Annotated in this window: 17 protein-coding genes; 6 read left to right on the plus strand and 11 right to left on the minus strand. The window is 66.5% G+C overall.

Annotated features, from left to right (window positions below):
* Window positions 1–202 precede the first annotated feature (202 nt).
* The 3 genes from fxlM to QSK05_RS33320 all read right to left on the minus strand — a co-directional run bounded on the left by fxlM (window position 203) and on the right by QSK05_RS33320 (window position 2,856).
* On the minus strand, window positions 203–1,429 hold the full coding sequence (gene fxlM, locus QSK05_RS33310) for a methyltransferase, FxLD system (protein WP_285601390.1): 1,227 nt from the start codon (window positions 1,427–1,429) through the stop codon (window positions 203–205).
* 390 nt (window positions 1,430–1,819) lie between these two features.
* Entirely contained in the window at window positions 1,820–2,029 is a 210-nt protein-coding gene (locus QSK05_RS33315) for a DUF397 domain-containing protein (protein WP_285601391.1), read from the minus strand.
* On the minus strand, window positions 2,017–2,856 hold the full coding sequence (locus QSK05_RS33320) for a helix-turn-helix domain-containing protein (protein ID WP_285601392.1): 840 nt from the start codon (window positions 2,854–2,856) through the stop codon (window positions 2,017–2,019). The genes QSK05_RS33315 and QSK05_RS33320 overlap by 13 nt, the downstream gene beginning before the upstream one ends.
* Before the next feature lie 635 nt (window positions 2,857–3,491).
* Between QSK05_RS33320 and QSK05_RS33325 the strand changes: the two genes are divergently transcribed.
* From QSK05_RS33325 to QSK05_RS33340, 4 genes are all read left to right on the plus strand, one after another.
* Complete coding sequence (locus QSK05_RS33325; protein WP_285601393.1) at window positions 3,492–3,824, plus strand: hypothetical protein; 333 nt, start codon at window positions 3,492–3,494, stop codon at window positions 3,822–3,824.
* Window positions 3,825–3,982: 158 nt separating this feature from the next.
* Window positions 3,983–4,639, plus strand: a complete 657-nt coding sequence (locus QSK05_RS33330; RefSeq protein ID WP_285601394.1) for a DUF6082 family protein — start codon at window positions 3,983–3,985, stop codon at window positions 4,637–4,639.
* Between the two features lie 64 nt (window positions 4,640–4,703).
* Window positions 4,704–5,099, plus strand: a complete 396-nt coding sequence (locus QSK05_RS33335) for a hypothetical protein (RefSeq protein ID WP_285601395.1) — start codon at window positions 4,704–4,706, stop codon at window positions 5,097–5,099.
* On the plus strand, window positions 5,096–5,458 hold the full coding sequence (locus tag QSK05_RS33340; RefSeq protein WP_285601396.1) for a hypothetical protein: 363 nt from the start codon (window positions 5,096–5,098) through the stop codon (window positions 5,456–5,458). The genes QSK05_RS33335 and QSK05_RS33340 overlap by 4 nt, the downstream gene beginning before the upstream one ends.
* A gap of 508 nt (window positions 5,459–5,966) precedes the next feature.
* Here QSK05_RS33340 and QSK05_RS33345 read toward each other — a convergent pair.
* The 7 genes from QSK05_RS33345 to QSK05_RS33370 form a co-directional block, all read right to left on the minus strand.
* Window positions 5,967–6,854, minus strand: coding sequence for a phosphoribosylaminoimidazolesuccinocarboxamide synthase (locus tag QSK05_RS33345; RefSeq protein ID WP_285601397.1), 888 nt, complete (start codon window positions 6,852–6,854; stop codon window positions 5,967–5,969).
* A 9-nt stretch (window positions 6,855–6,863) separates the two neighbouring features.
* The gene (locus QSK05_RS33350; RefSeq protein ID WP_285601398.1) at window positions 6,864–7,775 is read right to left on the minus strand and encodes a fumarylacetoacetate hydrolase family protein; all 912 of its coding nucleotides are present in this window, start codon (window positions 7,773–7,775) and stop codon (window positions 6,864–6,866) included.
* Between the two features lie 122 nt (window positions 7,776–7,897).
* On the minus strand, window positions 7,898–9,130 hold the full coding sequence (locus QSK05_RS33355; protein ID WP_285601399.1) for a TauD/TfdA family dioxygenase: 1,233 nt from the start codon (window positions 9,128–9,130) through the stop codon (window positions 7,898–7,900).
* Between the two features lie 116 nt (window positions 9,131–9,246).
* A complete protein-coding gene (locus tag QSK05_RS36570) occupies window positions 9,247–9,465 on the minus strand; it encodes a CDGSH iron-sulfur domain-containing protein (RefSeq protein WP_352303517.1) in 219 nt (72 codons plus the stop codon).
* The gene (locus QSK05_RS33360) at window positions 9,462–10,523 is read right to left on the minus strand and encodes an iron-containing redox enzyme family protein (protein ID WP_285601400.1); all 1,062 of its coding nucleotides are present in this window, start codon (window positions 10,521–10,523) and stop codon (window positions 9,462–9,464) included. Before QSK05_RS33360 ends, QSK05_RS36570 begins: the two co-directional genes overlap by 4 nt.
* 170 nt (window positions 10,524–10,693) lie before the next feature.
* The gene (locus QSK05_RS33365; protein WP_285601401.1) at window positions 10,694–12,040 is read right to left on the minus strand and encodes a hydroxymethylglutaryl-CoA lyase-like TIM-barrel protein; all 1,347 of its coding nucleotides are present in this window, start codon (window positions 12,038–12,040) and stop codon (window positions 10,694–10,696) included.
* Window positions 12,037–13,191 carry a pyridoxal phosphate-dependent aminotransferase gene (locus QSK05_RS33370; RefSeq protein ID WP_285601402.1) on the minus strand — a complete coding sequence of 385 codons (1,155 nt, stop codon included), beginning with the start codon at window positions 13,189–13,191 and terminating at the stop codon, window positions 12,037–12,039. Before QSK05_RS33370 ends, QSK05_RS33365 begins: the two co-directional genes overlap by 4 nt.
* Window positions 13,192–13,672: 481 nt before the next feature.
* Here QSK05_RS33370 and QSK05_RS33375 point away from each other — a divergent pair, with 481 nt between their 5' ends.
* Entirely contained in the window at window positions 13,673–14,008 is a 336-nt protein-coding gene (locus QSK05_RS33375; RefSeq protein WP_285601403.1) for a hypothetical protein, read from the plus strand.
* Between the two features lie 170 nt (window positions 14,009–14,178).
* On the opposite strand, the gene QSK05_RS33380 is transcribed toward QSK05_RS33375, so the two are convergent.
* Window positions 14,179–14,376, minus strand: coding sequence for a hypothetical protein (locus QSK05_RS33380; protein WP_285601404.1), 198 nt, complete (start codon window positions 14,374–14,376; stop codon window positions 14,179–14,181).
* Window positions 14,377–14,751: 375 nt separating this feature from the next.
* Here QSK05_RS33380 and QSK05_RS33385 point away from each other — a divergent pair, with 375 nt between their 5' ends.
* Window positions 14,752–16,137, plus strand: coding sequence for an NsdA family TPR-like regulatory protein (locus tag QSK05_RS33385; RefSeq protein WP_502879861.1), 1,386 nt, complete (start codon window positions 14,752–14,754; stop codon window positions 16,135–16,137).
* Window positions 16,138–16,140: the final 3 nt, after the last annotated feature.

Raw genomic sequence — 16,140 nt, forward strand, 5'->3', positions numbered from 1 at the left:
CCGGGAGTGTGCGCGGAACCTGCCACCGGCACGAATACGGCCCGACCGTGGATTCGTCGTAACCGTCGGCATCTTCGCTGTCTTCATGTTTTGAGCTGAGGACGAGTCCAGCCCGCTCGTGTGGATCCCGCCCGTCTGGAAAGCCAGAGGCACAACTGCTGGACCCGTGCTGCTCCAGGACCTGCCTGTCGCTTCTGGACGGCTACGGCCAGGAGATCGTGAACGTGCTGGTGGGCCTCCTCACGCTGCGGTGGGTGCATTGGGGAACGTCCGGCTGCTGGTGGCGGGTGACGATCAGGCTCGGACGCGCCTGCGGGTCCCACGCCGCGATCGCGGCGGCGTAGCGTTCGCTCAGGTCCTGCCCGGCGGGCCCGTGGGCGATGATCCCGATCTCCCACTCATCAGCAACGTCGGTGGCACGCTGGGTGCGGTAGGCCATGGTGGAGCCCTCGACCAGCGCCGGCCAGCCGATGCCGATGGGCGAGGGCGCAGGAATCAGTCCCGCCTCGTGCGCTCCGGAGTCCCCGGTCAACACTGCGACGTCGAGCACGGTGACCAGCCACAGGTCCAGCAACGCGTACGACTTCTGCCCACGCAGCATGGCCCCTGCCCACCGGATGGCCTGCTCCCCGAGGAAAGACTTCCTGAGGGCCTCGACGTTGACCTGCATACCGTCGTCCAGGCGCAGGGCCACCCGCTGGCCGGGGACATCGTGCAGGACTGCCGGCTGTTCCCGGTGCTCTCCGGCACCCTGCATCGCTACGAACCCGGCCTGTGCGATGTCTTCAGCGACCATCATGTTCTCGCCGCGCCGCACGAGGGTGACGGTGCGGCGCTGGCCACGCCACCGGATCGGGGCCACGATTCTGCCGGCCTGGCTCAGCTGCTCCCACCACGCCTGGGGTATGTCCGTGGTCTCCACGGTAGCCAGGATCAAATCGAATGGGGCGAACTGGGCCACGCCGAAGGCCGCGTCACCGGTGACGACCTGGACCTGGTCGTATCCGGTGGCGGTCAGGAACTGGCGGGCGCGGGCGGTCACGTCCTCGTCGATGTCGATCGTGACCACCAGCCCGTCCGGGCCGACGAGTTCGGCCAGGTAGGCCGCGTTCACCCCGCCGGAACCGATCTCCAGAACCCGCTGTCCCGGGCGGACCTGCGCCTGTTCCAGCTGGTAGGCCTGGATGTGGGGTGCGGACACCGAGCTCAGGCTGCCCCCGTCCGCGTCGCGCTTGGTGACCGCAGCCTTGAACGGGTCGTACATCACTGCGGTGTCGACCCCCTGGACCAGATGCCTGGGAACCACGCGCAGGGCCCCGATGATCTCGGGCGAGCGCACGACGCCCTTTTCCCTCAGGACCGTGACCATGTCCTCACGGAGTTCATCGGCCGGGCGGCTGGAGGGTGCGGGGAGAGAGGGGGGGCACAAGGACTCCTCATGGGTCGGATGAGAGGCGGTGGCCGTCCTGGCTGCTCTTCTCTGCTTTTCCGCCGTCCTTGGCCGGCTGGTGTTCGGCGAGCTGGGGCCCGACGAAGTGACGAACGTACCGCCCCGGTGAGCGCGACCCGGACAGTTTCAGCGCGGTCAGCGCGCGTGCCAGGACCAGAAGCTGGAGGCCGGCATTGTTTCCTTGAGCTAGGTGTGACAGGTGAGCCCAGCGTCCGCGCACCGCTGCCAGCCACCATGAATGTGGGCATCGGGACTAAAACCGAGTCCGGTCCGGATACCGTGAGCCGACGTGGGCAGCAGCTCGCCCCTGGCTACTACAGATAGCCAGGGGCGCGCCTGTGTTACGGGGTAGCAGCTGGAACAGGCTGCTTAGCCGAGCAGTTTGTTGAACTCGCCGCGCTTGGCGCCGTCGATCAGGGCGGCGATCTCGCCGGGGGTGAACTCCAGGACCGGGCCTTGGCCGTGCTGCTTGGAGTCACGCAGCAGCACGGTGCCCTCCGTGGTCAGGCCCATCTCCACGCAGGCGTTGTTGTCGGCGCTGGCCGACGCCTTGAAGAAGTCGATCTTCATTTCGCGCATTGCAGGTGCTCCTCGAAAGCTACGGACATTGCCTTGATGATGTCGAACCTACGGCGCGCGTTGTGCACGGCCTCGGCGTCCGCAGAGTATTGCGCGGCCAGGTATCCATCGGTGTAGAGGATCGGTGGTTCCTGCGACTCAGTGGAGAACCCCAGCAAGGCGAATTCACCCTTACCTCCAGGGTGCGCGCCGGTGGAGAACGGCAGCACCCGGATATCGACATTGGGCCGGGCGGCCAGTTCGCGCAGGTAGGCGATCTGCTCGTTTAGACCTTCTGCTCCGCCGACCTGCCGGTTCAGGGCTTCCTCACCGATCACGACGCACAGGTCCGCTGCAGCAATGGCTTCCTGGCGTCTGGTGCGAACCGCCACCTGACGCTCGATGGTCTCCTCGGCGAAACCGTCCGGGGCGGTCTTGAACTGGGCGATCTGGTAGCGGCGGGACTGCACCAGGCCTGGCACGAGTATCGGTCCGAAGACATCGACGCTGGTGGCGAAGGCCTCCAGCTCTAGCAAGGTGAAGAACGCTCGGTCGTTGGGCAGGCCCTTGGCCAGCTCTACGTACCAGGTGACTTGCTCGTCCTGTTTGGCCATCGCCTCCAAGTTGGCTGTGGTCTCCTCATCCGCGCCGACGATGCGGCACAGGTGCAGGATGTCGCCGGGGCTGGGCCGGGTCTCGGCCTTCTCGATGCGCTTCCATTTCGACACCGAGCCGGCGCCGGTATCAGCGAGGTCCTTGTGCGAGAGCTTCGCACTCTCGCGTAGTGCACGGACCTGGCGGGCCAGTGAGCGGCGAACGCTCCTCTTGGGTTGCGTCGTGTGCCCCATAGCTCGCTGAGTGTAGGGGTTCAGATCGGACCAGACCATTACTTGTCGGTTCGCTCTGGTCGGTTCATACGGGGCGGTTCACATCATGGGGTCCACTTCAGGGGGTCCAATGTGGACTCTTAACAAGTACGCAGAGTGAGAGCACAGTTGGCGCATAGTCAGTCACCCTGAGGTCAACGGAAGGGACCGACGGTGAGCAGTCACTGTAACGTGCTGGGCATCTGCCCCCAGTGCCGCACTGCCTGGCCCTGTATCGGCAGGGCGCTTGAGCACCGCGACGCACCCTTGTCACGCATAGCAACGATGGTGGCGTTCATGCGGGCGCAGGCCCGCCTCAGCGCTCCCCGCCGTGCCAGCCCAGACAGCTCAGACCCGATCCGGCGAATCCCTCAGCAGCGGAGCCGCGCCGCCTAAACGGGCCCGAACGATCGAATCCCGGGGAACGCCGCAACTTCAGCCTCCGCGACGCGACCCGCACAAACTCAAAGTCGCCTCGGCGCAGCGCCTTTCCTACGCGCGGCTCCGAGGCCCCACTCGGCCGTCGCCGGCGCCCATCACTGCGCCGCGCGGGCGGGTACCGAGCACCACACGCCCCCAGCAGTCCCGAGCACCGCGATGCCTCAAGGGAGGCAACGATGCTGAACCCCGTAGAAGCCAAGGCCCGGATCGCCCGGGAGCTGGACAACTACAGCCTGCACGCGCTGATGATGACGCAGACGCCCGCCCATCAGATCATCGTGCAACTGCCCTCGACGCAGGTGCCCGATGGCCTGGACCTGCCCGACCTGCTGACTCACATCCAGGGTGTCTCGCACGTAGCGTGGGCGGCACCCCCACTGCACAACCGCGTGCTCATAGTGACGCTGGCAGCCAACTCCAGCGCGTCGTGGGAACGGCAGGACCTCCGGCCGCGCCCACGGACTGGGCGCGTCGATCCCATGTACTCCACCCACCGACGATCCCCATGAAGCGCCGTCCGTCGCGGCCAGAATCCCTCCGCTGGCCGCGGCGGACGGCTTACCCAGCTCGCTGATCCTCGCATCGGGGAATGAGTGGATCGGCGAGACCTGCGGGGGTCGATGCCCACCACTCAAACCAGGCCGGGCATCGACCCCCACGGTGCAACGTGCACCCCACAGGCCAGGAGCAAGAGCCCCTGGAAATCAGCGCCGGGTCGGGTGACAGTCACCCGCCGACACCCTCCACCCGTCCCGGCGCCCGACCCGTCGACGCCTATCCGGCCGCCGAGACAGACACCGCCATGCCCGCATCCATGTTCTCTATCCAGGAGTTTCGCGTGAAGATGCCATCCACGATCGCCGCCAGCACCGCCGTCATGGCCGGTTCGGGGGTTGCGCTGACGGTACTCGCGGCGTACAAGATCCGCTCCGATGCGCTGTGGGCCGCCCGTAACTTCCAGGAGCGCCTCATCGAGAAAGTGATGGCCGACCCGGAACTCAGTGAGGCCGTTTTCCCTGGCCTGGACCGGCAGCACATGTACCTGAATCTGTGGGTGATGTACCACTACACGATGCTGCGCACGGGCGCGCAGACGTGGAAGGGCTTCCGCGCCAACACCAGCTCCCTGCTGCAAACACCAGCCGCCCGGGAATTTTGGAAGATAGCCGCGGATCACTTCCAACACCGCACTGGCAGGTTCGACCAGAAGTTCCTAGACGCCCTGACCGCCGCGATCGAGGCCGGCTCCAAGCAGCCCGGCCCGTCCAGCAGGCCCAGCCCGCGAGCGCCCGCCAGCGAGGTGGCGGTGCGGAGCGCTCACTGATGCCCCACACCTCCCAGCAGGCCCCACTCAGCCAGCCCAGCCCTATGCCACGGGGAGAACTCAGATGTTCCTAGGACTAGCAGTCGCCGTCCGGTCGGTCGACGGCAGGCCCGGGACGGTGCGGTTCAAGCCCCGCAGGCAGGCGCTGAGGGTTGTCTACGATGCCCGCGAGGTCGCCTGGATCACTAGCGACAGGATGGCCGAGTACCTGACCGGTTACACCGAAGACCAGGAGCAGGCCCACCGGCGGGGAAACCTCGAAATTGTCAGCGGCAAGGGCGAAGTCAGGTTCAGCGTGTTCCGCTCGGAGGACTCGCAGTCGCTGGAGGTGGGCCCTCACACGCTGAGCGAGCAGGAGCGACGGGACCTGCTGGAGCTGGCCGTCAGGCCCAGCACGGGTCGGCCGAAGGACCGGGCCCGACGACGGGTCAGAGCGGTCATCACCGGGAGCCGCAGATGAACTGCCCCGAAGATCTGGTGACGGTGACGCGGTGGAGCGGTCAGGAAGCCGCAGCGTTACGTCTCGCCCTGCGTCGATCGGTCCTGGACTTCGCCCACCATCTGGGCGTTGCTCCCCGAACGATCGCCAACTGGGAAGCCCGGGGAAGCACGCTCATCCCCACCGTTTCCTGCCAGGCCATCCTCGACACCGCCCTGGAACAGGCCACCACCAGTGAGCGCGCGCGGTTCGTCAGCCTGGGCAAGGGGACGACGCCCCTCATCGTCGTCGGCTCCTCAACCACCGTCCCAGAGCACATGAGGGAGGCCTCGTGTCTTCTACCGGTGGATGCAGCCAGTCGGTCGCAGGCCGGGCGCTAAGGGGAGAACCTACTTCCGCCGAGACGGACCCGATCCTCCACCTGGGAGAAGGATGCAGGTCAGTCGTCGACGAGGCTTTGGCAGCGGCGTAGTTGCGCCAGCAGTGTTCCCTCCGTGCTCTTCCCGGTTCACGGCGGACAGAACACGATGATGACGAACCCAGCTTGACGCTGCCTCTCCGCAGAGGCCCCGGGAGCTGGCGTCATGCGTAGGGGTTGCAATCGTTATTCAGGCGCTTAACCCGCTCCAGCTGGGTCCAAAATGGCTCGTGGCGCTTCCACAGGACGGCTGGCCATCTCCGGGTGAGCTGAACCGCGGTTGTCAGCCCGCGGCCGACCCGCCCGGAGAGGCGAAACAATCGAGTCGCAGGACCTAACGTGGGGGCGCCGCGAGACCGAACTCGCCGGCCCGTCTGCTCTTAAGGATCGAGAGCAGACGGGCCGTTGCGGATTGGGCGTTCGTAGGTGCGACGTCGATGTAGAAGCAACCAGCTGGGTGCCCGGGTGAGTTACCGGGCCATGCCGTGAAATCGGTTGGTCAGGTCGGTGACCTGACGGTAGAGCTCTACGATCACCTCTGGGGTTCCACCGTCGCGGAATGCCTGCTTGTCCAGCTGCTTACCCGGGTCACCCCCGGGCCAGATGCGCCAGGAGTCGTTGTCAATGACATCGCTCAGGATCAGGGCGCCATCGGATGTGCGGACGCCGACCTCGAACTTGCAGTCGATCAGGGCGATCGGGCCGTCCTGCGTCGTGAGGCCGGCCCAGGCTTTCTCCAGCGCCAGGAAGGCCGGTTTGAGGAGGGTCTCGACGATGAACGTGTCCTGTTCCTCGGTGATCGGTGCGGGGATGTCCAGGCTGGGGCCCTCAGCGTTGAACGGCTGCTTAGGCGGCAGGAGCGTCCAGGTCTGGCCGGTGACCTTGATGAGTGGGTCGGTGTAGACGCCTTCGGCCCAGATGCCCTCGCGCAGGTACTCGGCACGAGCATCGCCTTCGTCCATCACCCGGGGCTGCTCGCTGGCCGGGGGCAGCACCATGGCCCGCTTGTGGAAACGTTCCACCACCAAATCCTCGAAATGAGTTTCGAGGGAATGATCTGGGTGCCGTTTGAGGTAGCTGCCCCAGGGGCGACGGCGCAGGACGAACTCGACGGGCAGCATGTCGCAGGACCAGCACAGCATGGTGCGCTCGTCGGCCTGGCGGATGAATGCGGTCGGGATGCCCGCTTCGGTAAGGAGCTCGAAGACGTTGACGGTCTGGGTGGTTTTCAGGATCCCGATGGAGGGGATCGCGGCCACGCGGGCGGCATCCCCTCCGGTGAGGGAGTCTTTCGACTCCAGCAGCACGGTGCCGGTCTCGGGACCGGGCACAATGATCTTTGTCTTTCCCTCGATCAACGCTGTTCCTCACATGGCGTGCGCATCCTGGGCGCTGTGGTCGCTGGTGTCCGGCAGTCTGACAGATCTGGTTGCCTGGTCGGCGCGATCCTCAACCGGGTTGCGCAGGGTTCCCAGGCCCTCGACGTGGACCTCGACGACGTCACCCTCGCGCAGGAACACCGGGTCGCTCACCGCTCCCAGATCCGATGGGGTGCCGGTGAGGATGACGTCTCCGATCTCCAGCTGCGTCAGTTGTGAGATGCGGCTGATGAGGGAGCTCAGGCCGAACACGAGGTCGCTCGTGGACCCGGACTGAATGATCTGCCCGTTCAGGAGCGTGCTCAGGCGCAGATCGTCCAGATCGGGGAACTCGTCGGTGGTGACCAGGTACGGGCCCAGCGGGCACGAGGTAGGGAACATCTTTCCTGAGCTCCACTGCGTGGTGCGGAACTCCAGATCCCGTGCGCTGAGGTCGTTGGCGCAGGTCAGGCCAGCAATGTGAGCGGCGGCCTGTTCTTCGGGGATGTCGTGCCCGGCCCGGCCGATGATCACCGCGACCTCCCCTTCGGGGACGACCTGACGAGATGCGGCGGGGACCTGGATCGATGTCCCAGACCCGATCAGCGCTGAGGACGTCTTGTGGAAGAGCTCCGGGTGCAGAGGTATCTGCTGTCCGATGCCCTCCACGAAGGATCGGTGGTTCAGGCCCACCCCGATGACCTTCGTCGGGCGCAGCACGGGCGCACACATGGTCAGATCAGGCAGGGACCGCAGGAACGCCGATGCCCCGTCCAAGCCGCCCAGACGGATGTTGCTTTCCGCCGCGTTCACCAGCCTCTGCACCTGAGCGCGCCATCCGTCGCAGGCCAGGAGGTCGCCGACGTCGGTGAGCCAGTCGCGTCCGGCCAGGACGTTCAGGTCCAGGACATGCTGTGGCACGGTCCGTGGGTGCGGGCCACGAGAGATACCGAGCCGGGTCTCGGGTGTGTATACGCCGGGTCCGGGTGCGCGGATGACGCCGACGGACGTGCCTGCGCCACGGACGTAGGTGACCAGTCGCATCAGCGGCTCACCTGGTCTCTGCTCTGGGTGCCTGCCTGGCTGTCGAGATCAATGGAGGTCGCCTGTGGGGCTTGCGCCTGGTCAGCCGGCTGGGGACGCAGGCGTTCGCGCAGTGCCCGGCCTTTGGCGAAGAATTCATCGCGCATGACCTGGGTCTGTCGCAGGTGGCGGTCTCCGTTGTAGCCGGTGCGCCCGTGCAGAACCCGCAGGTTGTCCGTCAGCAGCGCCTCGCCGGCCTTGAGGTTGTACCCGATCCGGTTCTCCGGCGCGTACGCGATGCTCAAGATCTGCCGTAGCGCCGCGTAGGTGGGCAGCATGTTCTCGGCGGGCACGTCGAGGCTGCTCATGGTGCGCTCGTTCAGACGCACCTCCAGTACCTCACCGTTCGAGTCGAGCAGGATGGGCGGCACGTCCGCGACGATGCTCTGGCCCTCGATGCGCCGCTCGTGGCGCACGGGCGTGCTGGTCAGCAGGTCGTAGGCCTCGGGATCCTGGGCGGCCAGCAGGGCGGCGACGTGGTGGGCGTCCACCAGTTGGGTGTCTCCTCCGCCGTCTTCGCTGGGGCGGATGCAGTGGAACATGTTGATCCCGGTCGGCACGCCCCGGTAGGCCTCGTCAGTGTGCGGCAGGAGAGGGCCGGCCAGGTCAGCCACGATGACGGGCTTGGCGCGGGTGATCAGGTCGAAGAAACGCCCATAGTGCGTCTCACGGATGTAACCGGTCTGATTGGCAAGAGTCTCGATGGTGTCCAGGTCGGTGCCCAGGCCACGCACCAGAACGAATCCGTACTCCTCGACGTGGGAGTGCAGGTCGCAGCGGGCCTGTTCGCTGTTCAGCACGTCGTCCCACTCGACGCCCGGCCACTGCGGGAGGGTCGCATCCCACAGGGTCTTAGGGTGGCGGCGGACCTGGCGCAGGGACTCGGGGCTGTACGCGTGATCGCGCAGCCAGGTCCCCTCGTAGATGGACACGTGGGCGTGCGGGTCGTTCCAGACGATCCGCAGCGTGCCCGCCTCCAGGCTCGCGCTGGCCGGGGCGATCTCAGCCGGGATATCGAGCAGGCGCTGCAGTCGGGCGCCGCTGTCGTGCGGTCCGCACGTGGCGCAGGCGCAGTTATCGCGCAACCAGAAGTGGTGAAAGACGCTGCGCCGGCCGTCGGCCCAGGCCACGACGACGGCGCCGTCGTCCTGGGTGAGAGACCGCGCGAGTGGGGGTGTGTGAATCAGGGTCATAGCTGCCTCCGACGTTCGTGGGTGCCGCTCGGTGCGGACAAACTGAGGTTCGAGAGGGTGCTGACGCCCAGTGCCGGCGGGGCGCGGGCGGGTGCATCTGACGCCTTGGCGATGATTCAGGTGCGGTTCGCCTCAGGTGGGCTGAGCGCGTGAGTGCCGTCGCACAACGGCTTTCGGCGAGACAGACCGCATCGGCACAGGGCCACGACCTGACGCCGTGGATCGATCGGCTCCAGGTCAGCATTCTGGAGGGTAAATGCTCCGCGGACGATGAGGGGGCCACCGGGGTAGACGGTGATGCTCACGTCTGGCTCCGGTGGGGGGTTTTCGCTCATGCTGCGGTGGTGGTGGCGAGCAGGGAGGTGCGACCCTGCGTGAATGCTTGGAGGACGGCGGTGCCGTACAGGCTGCGCAGGCTCATCGTGCTGGTGGCGCCGAACAGGATCGTCTCCAGCTGCTCGGGGTGTTCCTGGGCCAGGGCGCCGCACATGTCATGGGCGGCGATCTGCTCGTGGACGGCGTCGGCCTCGATGTGCTCGTCGTAGAAGGCCCGGGCCGCGGCGCTGGCACCCACCCGGGCCAGGCCCTCGCTGTAGCGGCGGTTGGCGATCGAGGAGCCGATCTCGATGACCGCCAGGTTGCCCAGCAGTGCCGCTCGCCAGCGCCGGTGCAGGCCGTACAGGGACATGATGTTCACCGCAGCGACGGACACGGCTGGGATCTGGTTGATGTACGCGCCGTAGGTCGGGTCCAGGTCCAGTCCGCGCATCATCTGCGCGTACAGCTCGGCGTGGGTCCACCCGGGCCGCCCTCCGCCGTACTCGTCGGCCTGGATGGTGATCAGTGCGCTCTTGGCGCGGCCGGTGATGCGCGGGATCGCCCAGGTGTGCTGGTCACCCTCGCGCAGGTTCTTGATGGAGCGGTGGGTCACCAGTTCACGAAACTGTTCGATGCTTGCCGTCTTGTGAGCGAACGCATCCATCGCCGAACCATGAGCCGGGGAAGCCATCTCCAGCAGATGCACCGGCAGATCACTCGCGGATAGCGCCCCCCTCTCGCCGACTGGCGGAGCTGGCGGTCCTCTGCGGATGGTTGCGGGCGTTGGCGCGGTCACGCTGCTCAGCAGGGCGTCTTCGAAGGCCACTTCCAGTGCAGCACGCACGGCCAGGAGAGCCGGGTCCCATTCCCAGTGCTCGTCCACGTCGTCGAAGCCGTCGTAGTGCAGGCCGTAGCAGACGAACAGGCAGATCTGGATGTCCTCCGACACGCGAGCATCGGGCTCCGGGTCGCTCCTGACGAGGTCGGTGAGACCGGCAGGCAGACGCCCCACCGTCCCCGGCAGCGCCTCGAACAGCTCCTGGCTGATCGGGCCCCGGGCTGCGGGCAGTTTCATCTCTGACTCCTTCCTGGGTGTCAGGCAGGCCGGCACGCACCGAACGATCCGGGACCGACCTGCACTGACCTGGATTGACTTTCGTTCTCATGAGGGCTGACGCGGGTTCCTTCAGGTCCGACCGGGCGCTGGTGCTGTGCCCAGTTCCTGGTTCCTTGCAAACCGAGCGCTCAGGGGATCGGAACGGCTGCCGTGACCTGGCTCAGGTCGTCGGCGGACAGAAGTCCTGACTGGGTCTGAGTCCTGGCCAGGACAGCGCTGATGGTCGCCTCGTCGTAGGGCAGCCCGAGTTCCCGCAGGACCTGAGCGATCCCCGCGCGACCGCTGTTGGCGTTGATCAGCAACTGCTGGTGGCGCCCCAGGGCCTGTGCGGGCACCGCTGAGTAGATCTCGTCCTGCGCCTGTGGTCCCAGGCGGCCTGCTTTCACGACGGCCGCGGCGTGTGTGCCTGTAGCGGTGGAGAACACGTCCTGGCCGACAATTGGCTGGTGCCGGGGTATCTCAATCTGCAGGCTCTGCGAGACGAGTTCGCACATCGCTGGCAGCGCCTTCAGGTCGTATCGCGGGTTCTCGTCGACCCGATCGGTGCCTTCGGTGCTTACGGTGGCAGGCGAGCGCTGGTTGTCCAGAAGGACAATGATCTGTTCAAGGGCCAGGTTGCCGGCCCTTTCCCCGATCCCCAGGAACGTGCCGCTGATCAGCCGGGCGCCTCCTTCGGCGGCGGCCAGGGAGTTGGCCAGGGCCAGGCCCATGTCATTGTGACCGTGCCAGGCCAGCTCGATTTCGCCGCTGGGCTCGCTTCGGCGGGCGGGCACTGCCCTGGTACCGCTCGATGTGATGGTGGAGTGGTCGGTGGGGGTGTCGCAGGTCAGTGTGTGCCCGGCGGCGCGGATCGTGTCGGCCACGAACTCGACGTGCTCGCGGGCGAGTGTGGGCAGGCAAGCGCCGGCGGTGTCGTTCAGGACGATGGTGCGGGCCCCGCAGTCCAGGGCCGCCTGGACGCAGACGCTCAGATCAGCTGGCGGGGTGCGGGTGGAGTCCTCGAACGCGATCCGGAAGGCCAGGTCCTCCCGTTCGGCTTGTGCAGCCACGGCCTGGATGCGCTGGAGCATGTCCCGAAGGTCCCAGCCTTCGACGGCTTGCCGGATCGGGCTGGTGCTGATGAATAGGTCCGCGGTGACCGCGGTACCGGTTCGTTGCTGGATCTCCAGGACTGCCCGCAGATCGGCGATCAGGGCGCGGGCCATGAGTACCGGCTGCACCGGCAAGGCGGCGCTGGCTAGGTGCGTGACCAGTTGCTGGCAGTGGCTTGCCTCTAGCGCGGAGGCCGCGGGGAACCCGAGGAACGAGACTTCTACCCCGACCCGGGCGCTGTGCTCGATCATCTGGATGCGCTGCTGGAGCGTTGGACGGTGAGCGCGCAGGTTCTGCAGCGACTCGCGGACATCGTCCTCCAGACGCACGTGCGCGTACGGTTCCACGTCCGCGGTCAGGCTGCGGCCCCTGCTGACGCTCACGCAGACCGCTGCCGGATGCGCTGGTCACGCGCACATACGTGCCGGATGACGTCGGCAGCTTGCGTGAAGGTCGAGGTGTCGCGCACCAGAGCGACGCGCACGTAGGGATCGCCCAGGCGTTCGTCGGACCAGAAGAAGTCGTTGCCCGGCAGGACATGGATGCCCTGTTGGGCCAGGTCCTGGGTGACGTCCTGGCCGGTCAGCTCGCCGCGCAGCTCAGGGTCGATACGCAGCCAGGACACACTCATGAACGGCTGCTCGACGGGTGTCAGGAACGTCGAGGCCAAGGCCTCGCGCAGCAGGCCACGGTTGTGCCGCACGAGGCCCCGGACCGCGTCGCGGTCATCGGCACCCGACAGCTCCAGGAACCCGGTCAGCAGCCGCAACGCGAAGGGAGACACGTGCAGCAGGAAGTCGGAGTTGATGTGGTCGATATCCGCGGCCAGGCGCCGGCTGACCGAAAGAAACGGGGCCTTGATCTCCAGGGTGGGCCACGTCTTGCCGGTGTCCTCGATGACGATCCAGTCGATGTCAGCATCGATCAGGAGCTTGTACTGGTCATAGACATCGGCGTCGGGCTGGTAGAACCGGAAGCAGGTGTCCAGGATCAGCATCACGCCGCGCCGGGAGCAGAAATTCAGGATCTGGATCAGCGTGGCCTCCGAGACCGTGGTCCCAGTCGGGTTGTTCGGGCTGACCAGGAACAGAACGTCCGTATCGATCGAGTCCAAGCGCTCCTCCAGCGCCTGCGCATCCCCCTGGAGCACGTCATCAGGCAACGGCGTCAAGGGAACCTGATGGCGGCGCAGGATGTCCTTGAGATTGTCGAAGCACGGCTCGATCAGCGTGACCGACTTACCCGCCAGACGCAGGTGGTTAGCGATCAGCTCAATTCCCGACGATGCCGTGAAACAGGGGAACCTCGCACCGGCCTGCCGATCGAGTGTCTGGCCCGAGAGTCCGAAGAACGTCTCAAAATAGGTTTCGGTGATGTCGTTCAGCCGCAGCCGGTCGTCCTGCCGGAACAACGACGGCAGCCGGTCGACCAGAGCGTTTTCCTGGTCGGTCCACGCCCGGAAGGCATGGCCATCGGCCAGGTTCAGCGTTTCTCCCAGCGCTGCTACTTCGCGCTGCGTGAGATTCCCGTGCATCGAGCCTCCTTGATCGACTTTCACGATTCGTCGCCATAACGTGCCAACTGCGGCCTACTTACAGGTCCCGCCGTCGAATACTGTGGAGCCACAGGCGGATCCCAGACCGGCAGGTGTTGCGTCATGAGCCTTGTGCTGCCACGCGGTCACGGTCTTGGGGCGCGCTTGAACCCAGGTCACGGCAAACGAATGCGCCAGTCAGCAGATCTCATGAACGAAACGGATCACGCCGAAGCATCCGCCAGAGCAGGCGCACTCATCGGCAGGAAGACTCAGCCGATCACGGTGACCGTGGTTCGGCCTCTTGCAGTTGGTGACCCGCTGACGGCCCGACGGATGGACCGTCGTGCGACCGCCAGCGGGAGTTCAGACGCCGGGACGGGTGGAGGGTGTCGGCGGGTGACTGTCACCCATCCCGGCGCCGATCTAGGGGCGCGCGCCTTGCTCGCGGCCTGGCGATGGCCGGGGCCTAGGGAGGCGCGTGCGCTGGAGCCAGCCGATCAGCGACTGCTGGGGCGCCGGGTTCTTCCAGCTGCTGTGCACGTGCCCGCGCCATCAGGGCCCGGATCAAGGACTGCAGGTTGATGCCCGTCCAGACCGCAAGGATCGTCGGGCAGGACGTCGCGGGCAGCACCACGACGCCCGGCACCTGAGCGATGACTTGGTGGGCGCGGCCGTGCAGCCACTGTCCGGCGGTGCCGTGCAGGTACACGGTCAATTGATCGGGACGATCCGCACCGCCCGTCACGGCCGCGATCTGCAGGCCCCGCGTACGGAGTTCACGGTGCAGCTCTTGTGCCGTCAGGACCGGGGGTGATCCCGATCGTCCGGACGCCCTGGATCCGGGCTCCGGTTCAGGTTCCGCTTTGGCTTTCGACGGGTGAGCGTTGAGCTCGGCTGCCCCCGTGGCAGTCGAGATCTCGCGCATCGTAGGCCGTTTGGTTGCGCCGCTAGGGGCCGGAAGTACCCTGGAATCTGCGTGACCGATCATGCCGTCACCAAGTGGTCGGCGAACGCCGACAATGCGGCGGCCTCAGCCGGGGACAGCTCCCAGTCGTGTACGTCGTCCAGGGTGATCGACACCAGAGCTGGTGACTCGCTGCGCAGCTCGACGCGGCTGACGAGCAACCGCTGTCCTGGCGACCTGAGCAGTCGGAAGAGGTCGGCTTTTTCCAGCTCGGCCATGCATCGCTCGGCGTACCAGATCTGAACGGTTCTGGGCGCTGGCCGGAAGTAGACGGCTGCGGCCCGCCCGGATGTGGTGACGGCTTCAACGATCAGGGTCCCGTTACAGAGATGGGCCACCTGGATTCACATCCCTTCAAGCGCTTCGGAATTCGCCGGCGTCCTCGGTGGGCTGGCCGTCGCGATTGCCTGCATTGCCCGACGTCAGCCTGACCTGCCGGGGACGGTCGCAGCTACGGCCTGCGAACGCCGCTACCACGACGTTAGGGCGACATTTCTGCGTCATTAGGCGCTCTACCTGCATCTTTGCTGGGCCAAGGACAGGAGGGCGGGTTAGTTTTGGGTGATCACGTCGAAGCAGTCGGGGAGTGAGTCGTGATTGATCGGCCGGCGCCGAGGACATTGCTGGAGAGATTGGTTCGGGACGGGGACCGGACCAATGACGAGTGGTGCGCCCATTTCGACCAGGTCGCGCAAGAGCTACAAGAACGTGTCACTCTTTCTCCCCGCCAATTCCAGCGATGGATGGCCGGAGAAGTAACCAACGCACGCCCTGCTGCGCGACGAGTCGCGGCCCAGGTCTGGGGTTCGCCCCTGGCCACGCTCTTGGGTTCACCGACGGCTGAGGTGGCTGCGCCCCATCTCATGGACGGCCTGGGACGCGACGAGGTGAGCAGTCCCACCGTTGCGATCGCAGCCAATGACGCCCTGTATCAGGGAGGGTTAGGTGGCAACACCAGTACGCGTACGTCCCCGAGTATGGAGTTGATCGCCCTCATGGCGGCGCACGAATCAACGGAGCACGCCAGCGCGGCTGGCGGCGCAGTCAGTCCCTCCAGCATCGAGCAGGTTCAGGCCGAAGTCCGGCGACTGGCCAGAGATTTCACGACCATCCCTCCGCTGCTCCTGCTGGCCGAGGCCAGACGAGCCCGCGATGCCACCTACTCGCTCCTGGACCGCACGCGTCGGCCTGTCCAGACCGCGGACCTGTACCTGGCCGCCGGCCAATTGTGCGGGCTGATGGCCAGCGCATCGTTCGACCTAACCGCCTGGGACGCGGCCGAGGAGCAGTCCCGGGCCGCCAACGTGTACGCCGAACTCGTCGATCACCCGGGCCTGCGGTCCTGGGCCCGGGGCACTCAGGCGCTCGTGCAGTTCTGGACCGGCCGACCTCGGCAGGCCCTGATTCACGTCTCGGCCGGTCTTGACGGCGCTCCCGCCGGTACCGCACTAGCACGCCTCAAAGCCATCGAGGCGCGCGCCCTCTCACAGCTGGGCGGAGACCCCAGCGAGGCGCTGCAGGCGGTGAGCCAAGCAGATGAAGCCCTTACCGGCCCTCAGGACGATGACCTTCACAACGAGGTCGGCGGCGAATTCGGCTGGGAGGCCTCCCGCCACGACGGGTGTATCAGCACCGCGCTGCTGGCCATGGGAGATTCCGCCGCCGCAGCGGCCCGGGCCCGGGCATCACTGGCGCAGAACGCCAGCGAACCGGTAGCCGGGGGTGTGGATCATGTGCGCGTCAATCTCGCGGCCGCAAATCTGCGGCTGAACGACCTCGACGCAGCCACCGAGGCCCTGACCGAGGTGTGGGACATCCCGGTACCGCAGCGTCGGCACAGCTTGACCGACCGCCTGGGCGGCGTCGGTCGGCTCCTGGCCGAGCAGTCCTGGCGTACCGACCCCGCAGCTTCGGAGCTACGAGACCGGGTCGAGGTCTTCAACGACGAAGCCCGCTGGCGGGCACTTCCCACCAGCTGACCG

The sequence above is a fragment of the Kineosporia sp. NBRC 101731 genome, from assembly GCF_030269305.1.
Taxonomy (GTDB): domain Bacteria; phylum Actinomycetota; class Actinomycetes; order Actinomycetales; family Kineosporiaceae; genus Kineosporia.

Coding starts and splice junctions, on each gene's coding strand:
- QSK05_RS33315 (WP_285601391.1), bottom strand. CDS start 2,029: ATGCGCGAAATGAAGATCGACTTCTTCAAGGCGTCGGCCAGCGCCGAC.
- QSK05_RS33335 (WP_285601395.1), top strand. CDS start 4,704: ATGTTCCTAGGACTAGCAGTCGCCGTCCGGTCGGTCGACGGCAGGCCC.
- QSK05_RS33380 (WP_285601404.1), bottom strand. CDS start 14,376: ATGGCCGAGCTGGAAAAAGCCGACCTCTTCCGACTGCTCAGGTCGCCA.
- QSK05_RS36570 (WP_352303517.1), bottom strand. CDS start 9,465: ATGAGCGAAAACCCCCCACCGGAGCCAGACGTGAGCATCACCGTCTAC.
- QSK05_RS33340 (WP_285601396.1), top strand. CDS start 5,096: ATGAACTGCCCCGAAGATCTGGTGACGGTGACGCGGTGGAGCGGTCAG.
- QSK05_RS33320 (WP_285601392.1), bottom strand. CDS start 2,856: ATGGGGCACACGACGCAACCCAAGAGGAGCGTTCGCCGCTCACTGGCC.
- QSK05_RS33370 (WP_285601402.1), bottom strand. CDS start 13,191: ATGCACGGGAATCTCACGCAGCGCGAAGTAGCAGCGCTGGGAGAAACG.
- QSK05_RS33360 (WP_285601400.1), bottom strand. CDS start 10,523: ATGAAACTGCCCGCAGCCCGGGGCCCGATCAGCCAGGAGCTGTTCGAG.
- QSK05_RS33325 (WP_285601393.1), top strand. CDS start 3,492: ATGCTGAACCCCGTAGAAGCCAAGGCCCGGATCGCCCGGGAGCTGGAC.
- QSK05_RS33355 (WP_285601399.1), bottom strand. CDS start 9,130: ATGACCCTGATTCACACACCCCCACTCGCGCGGTCTCTCACCCAGGAC.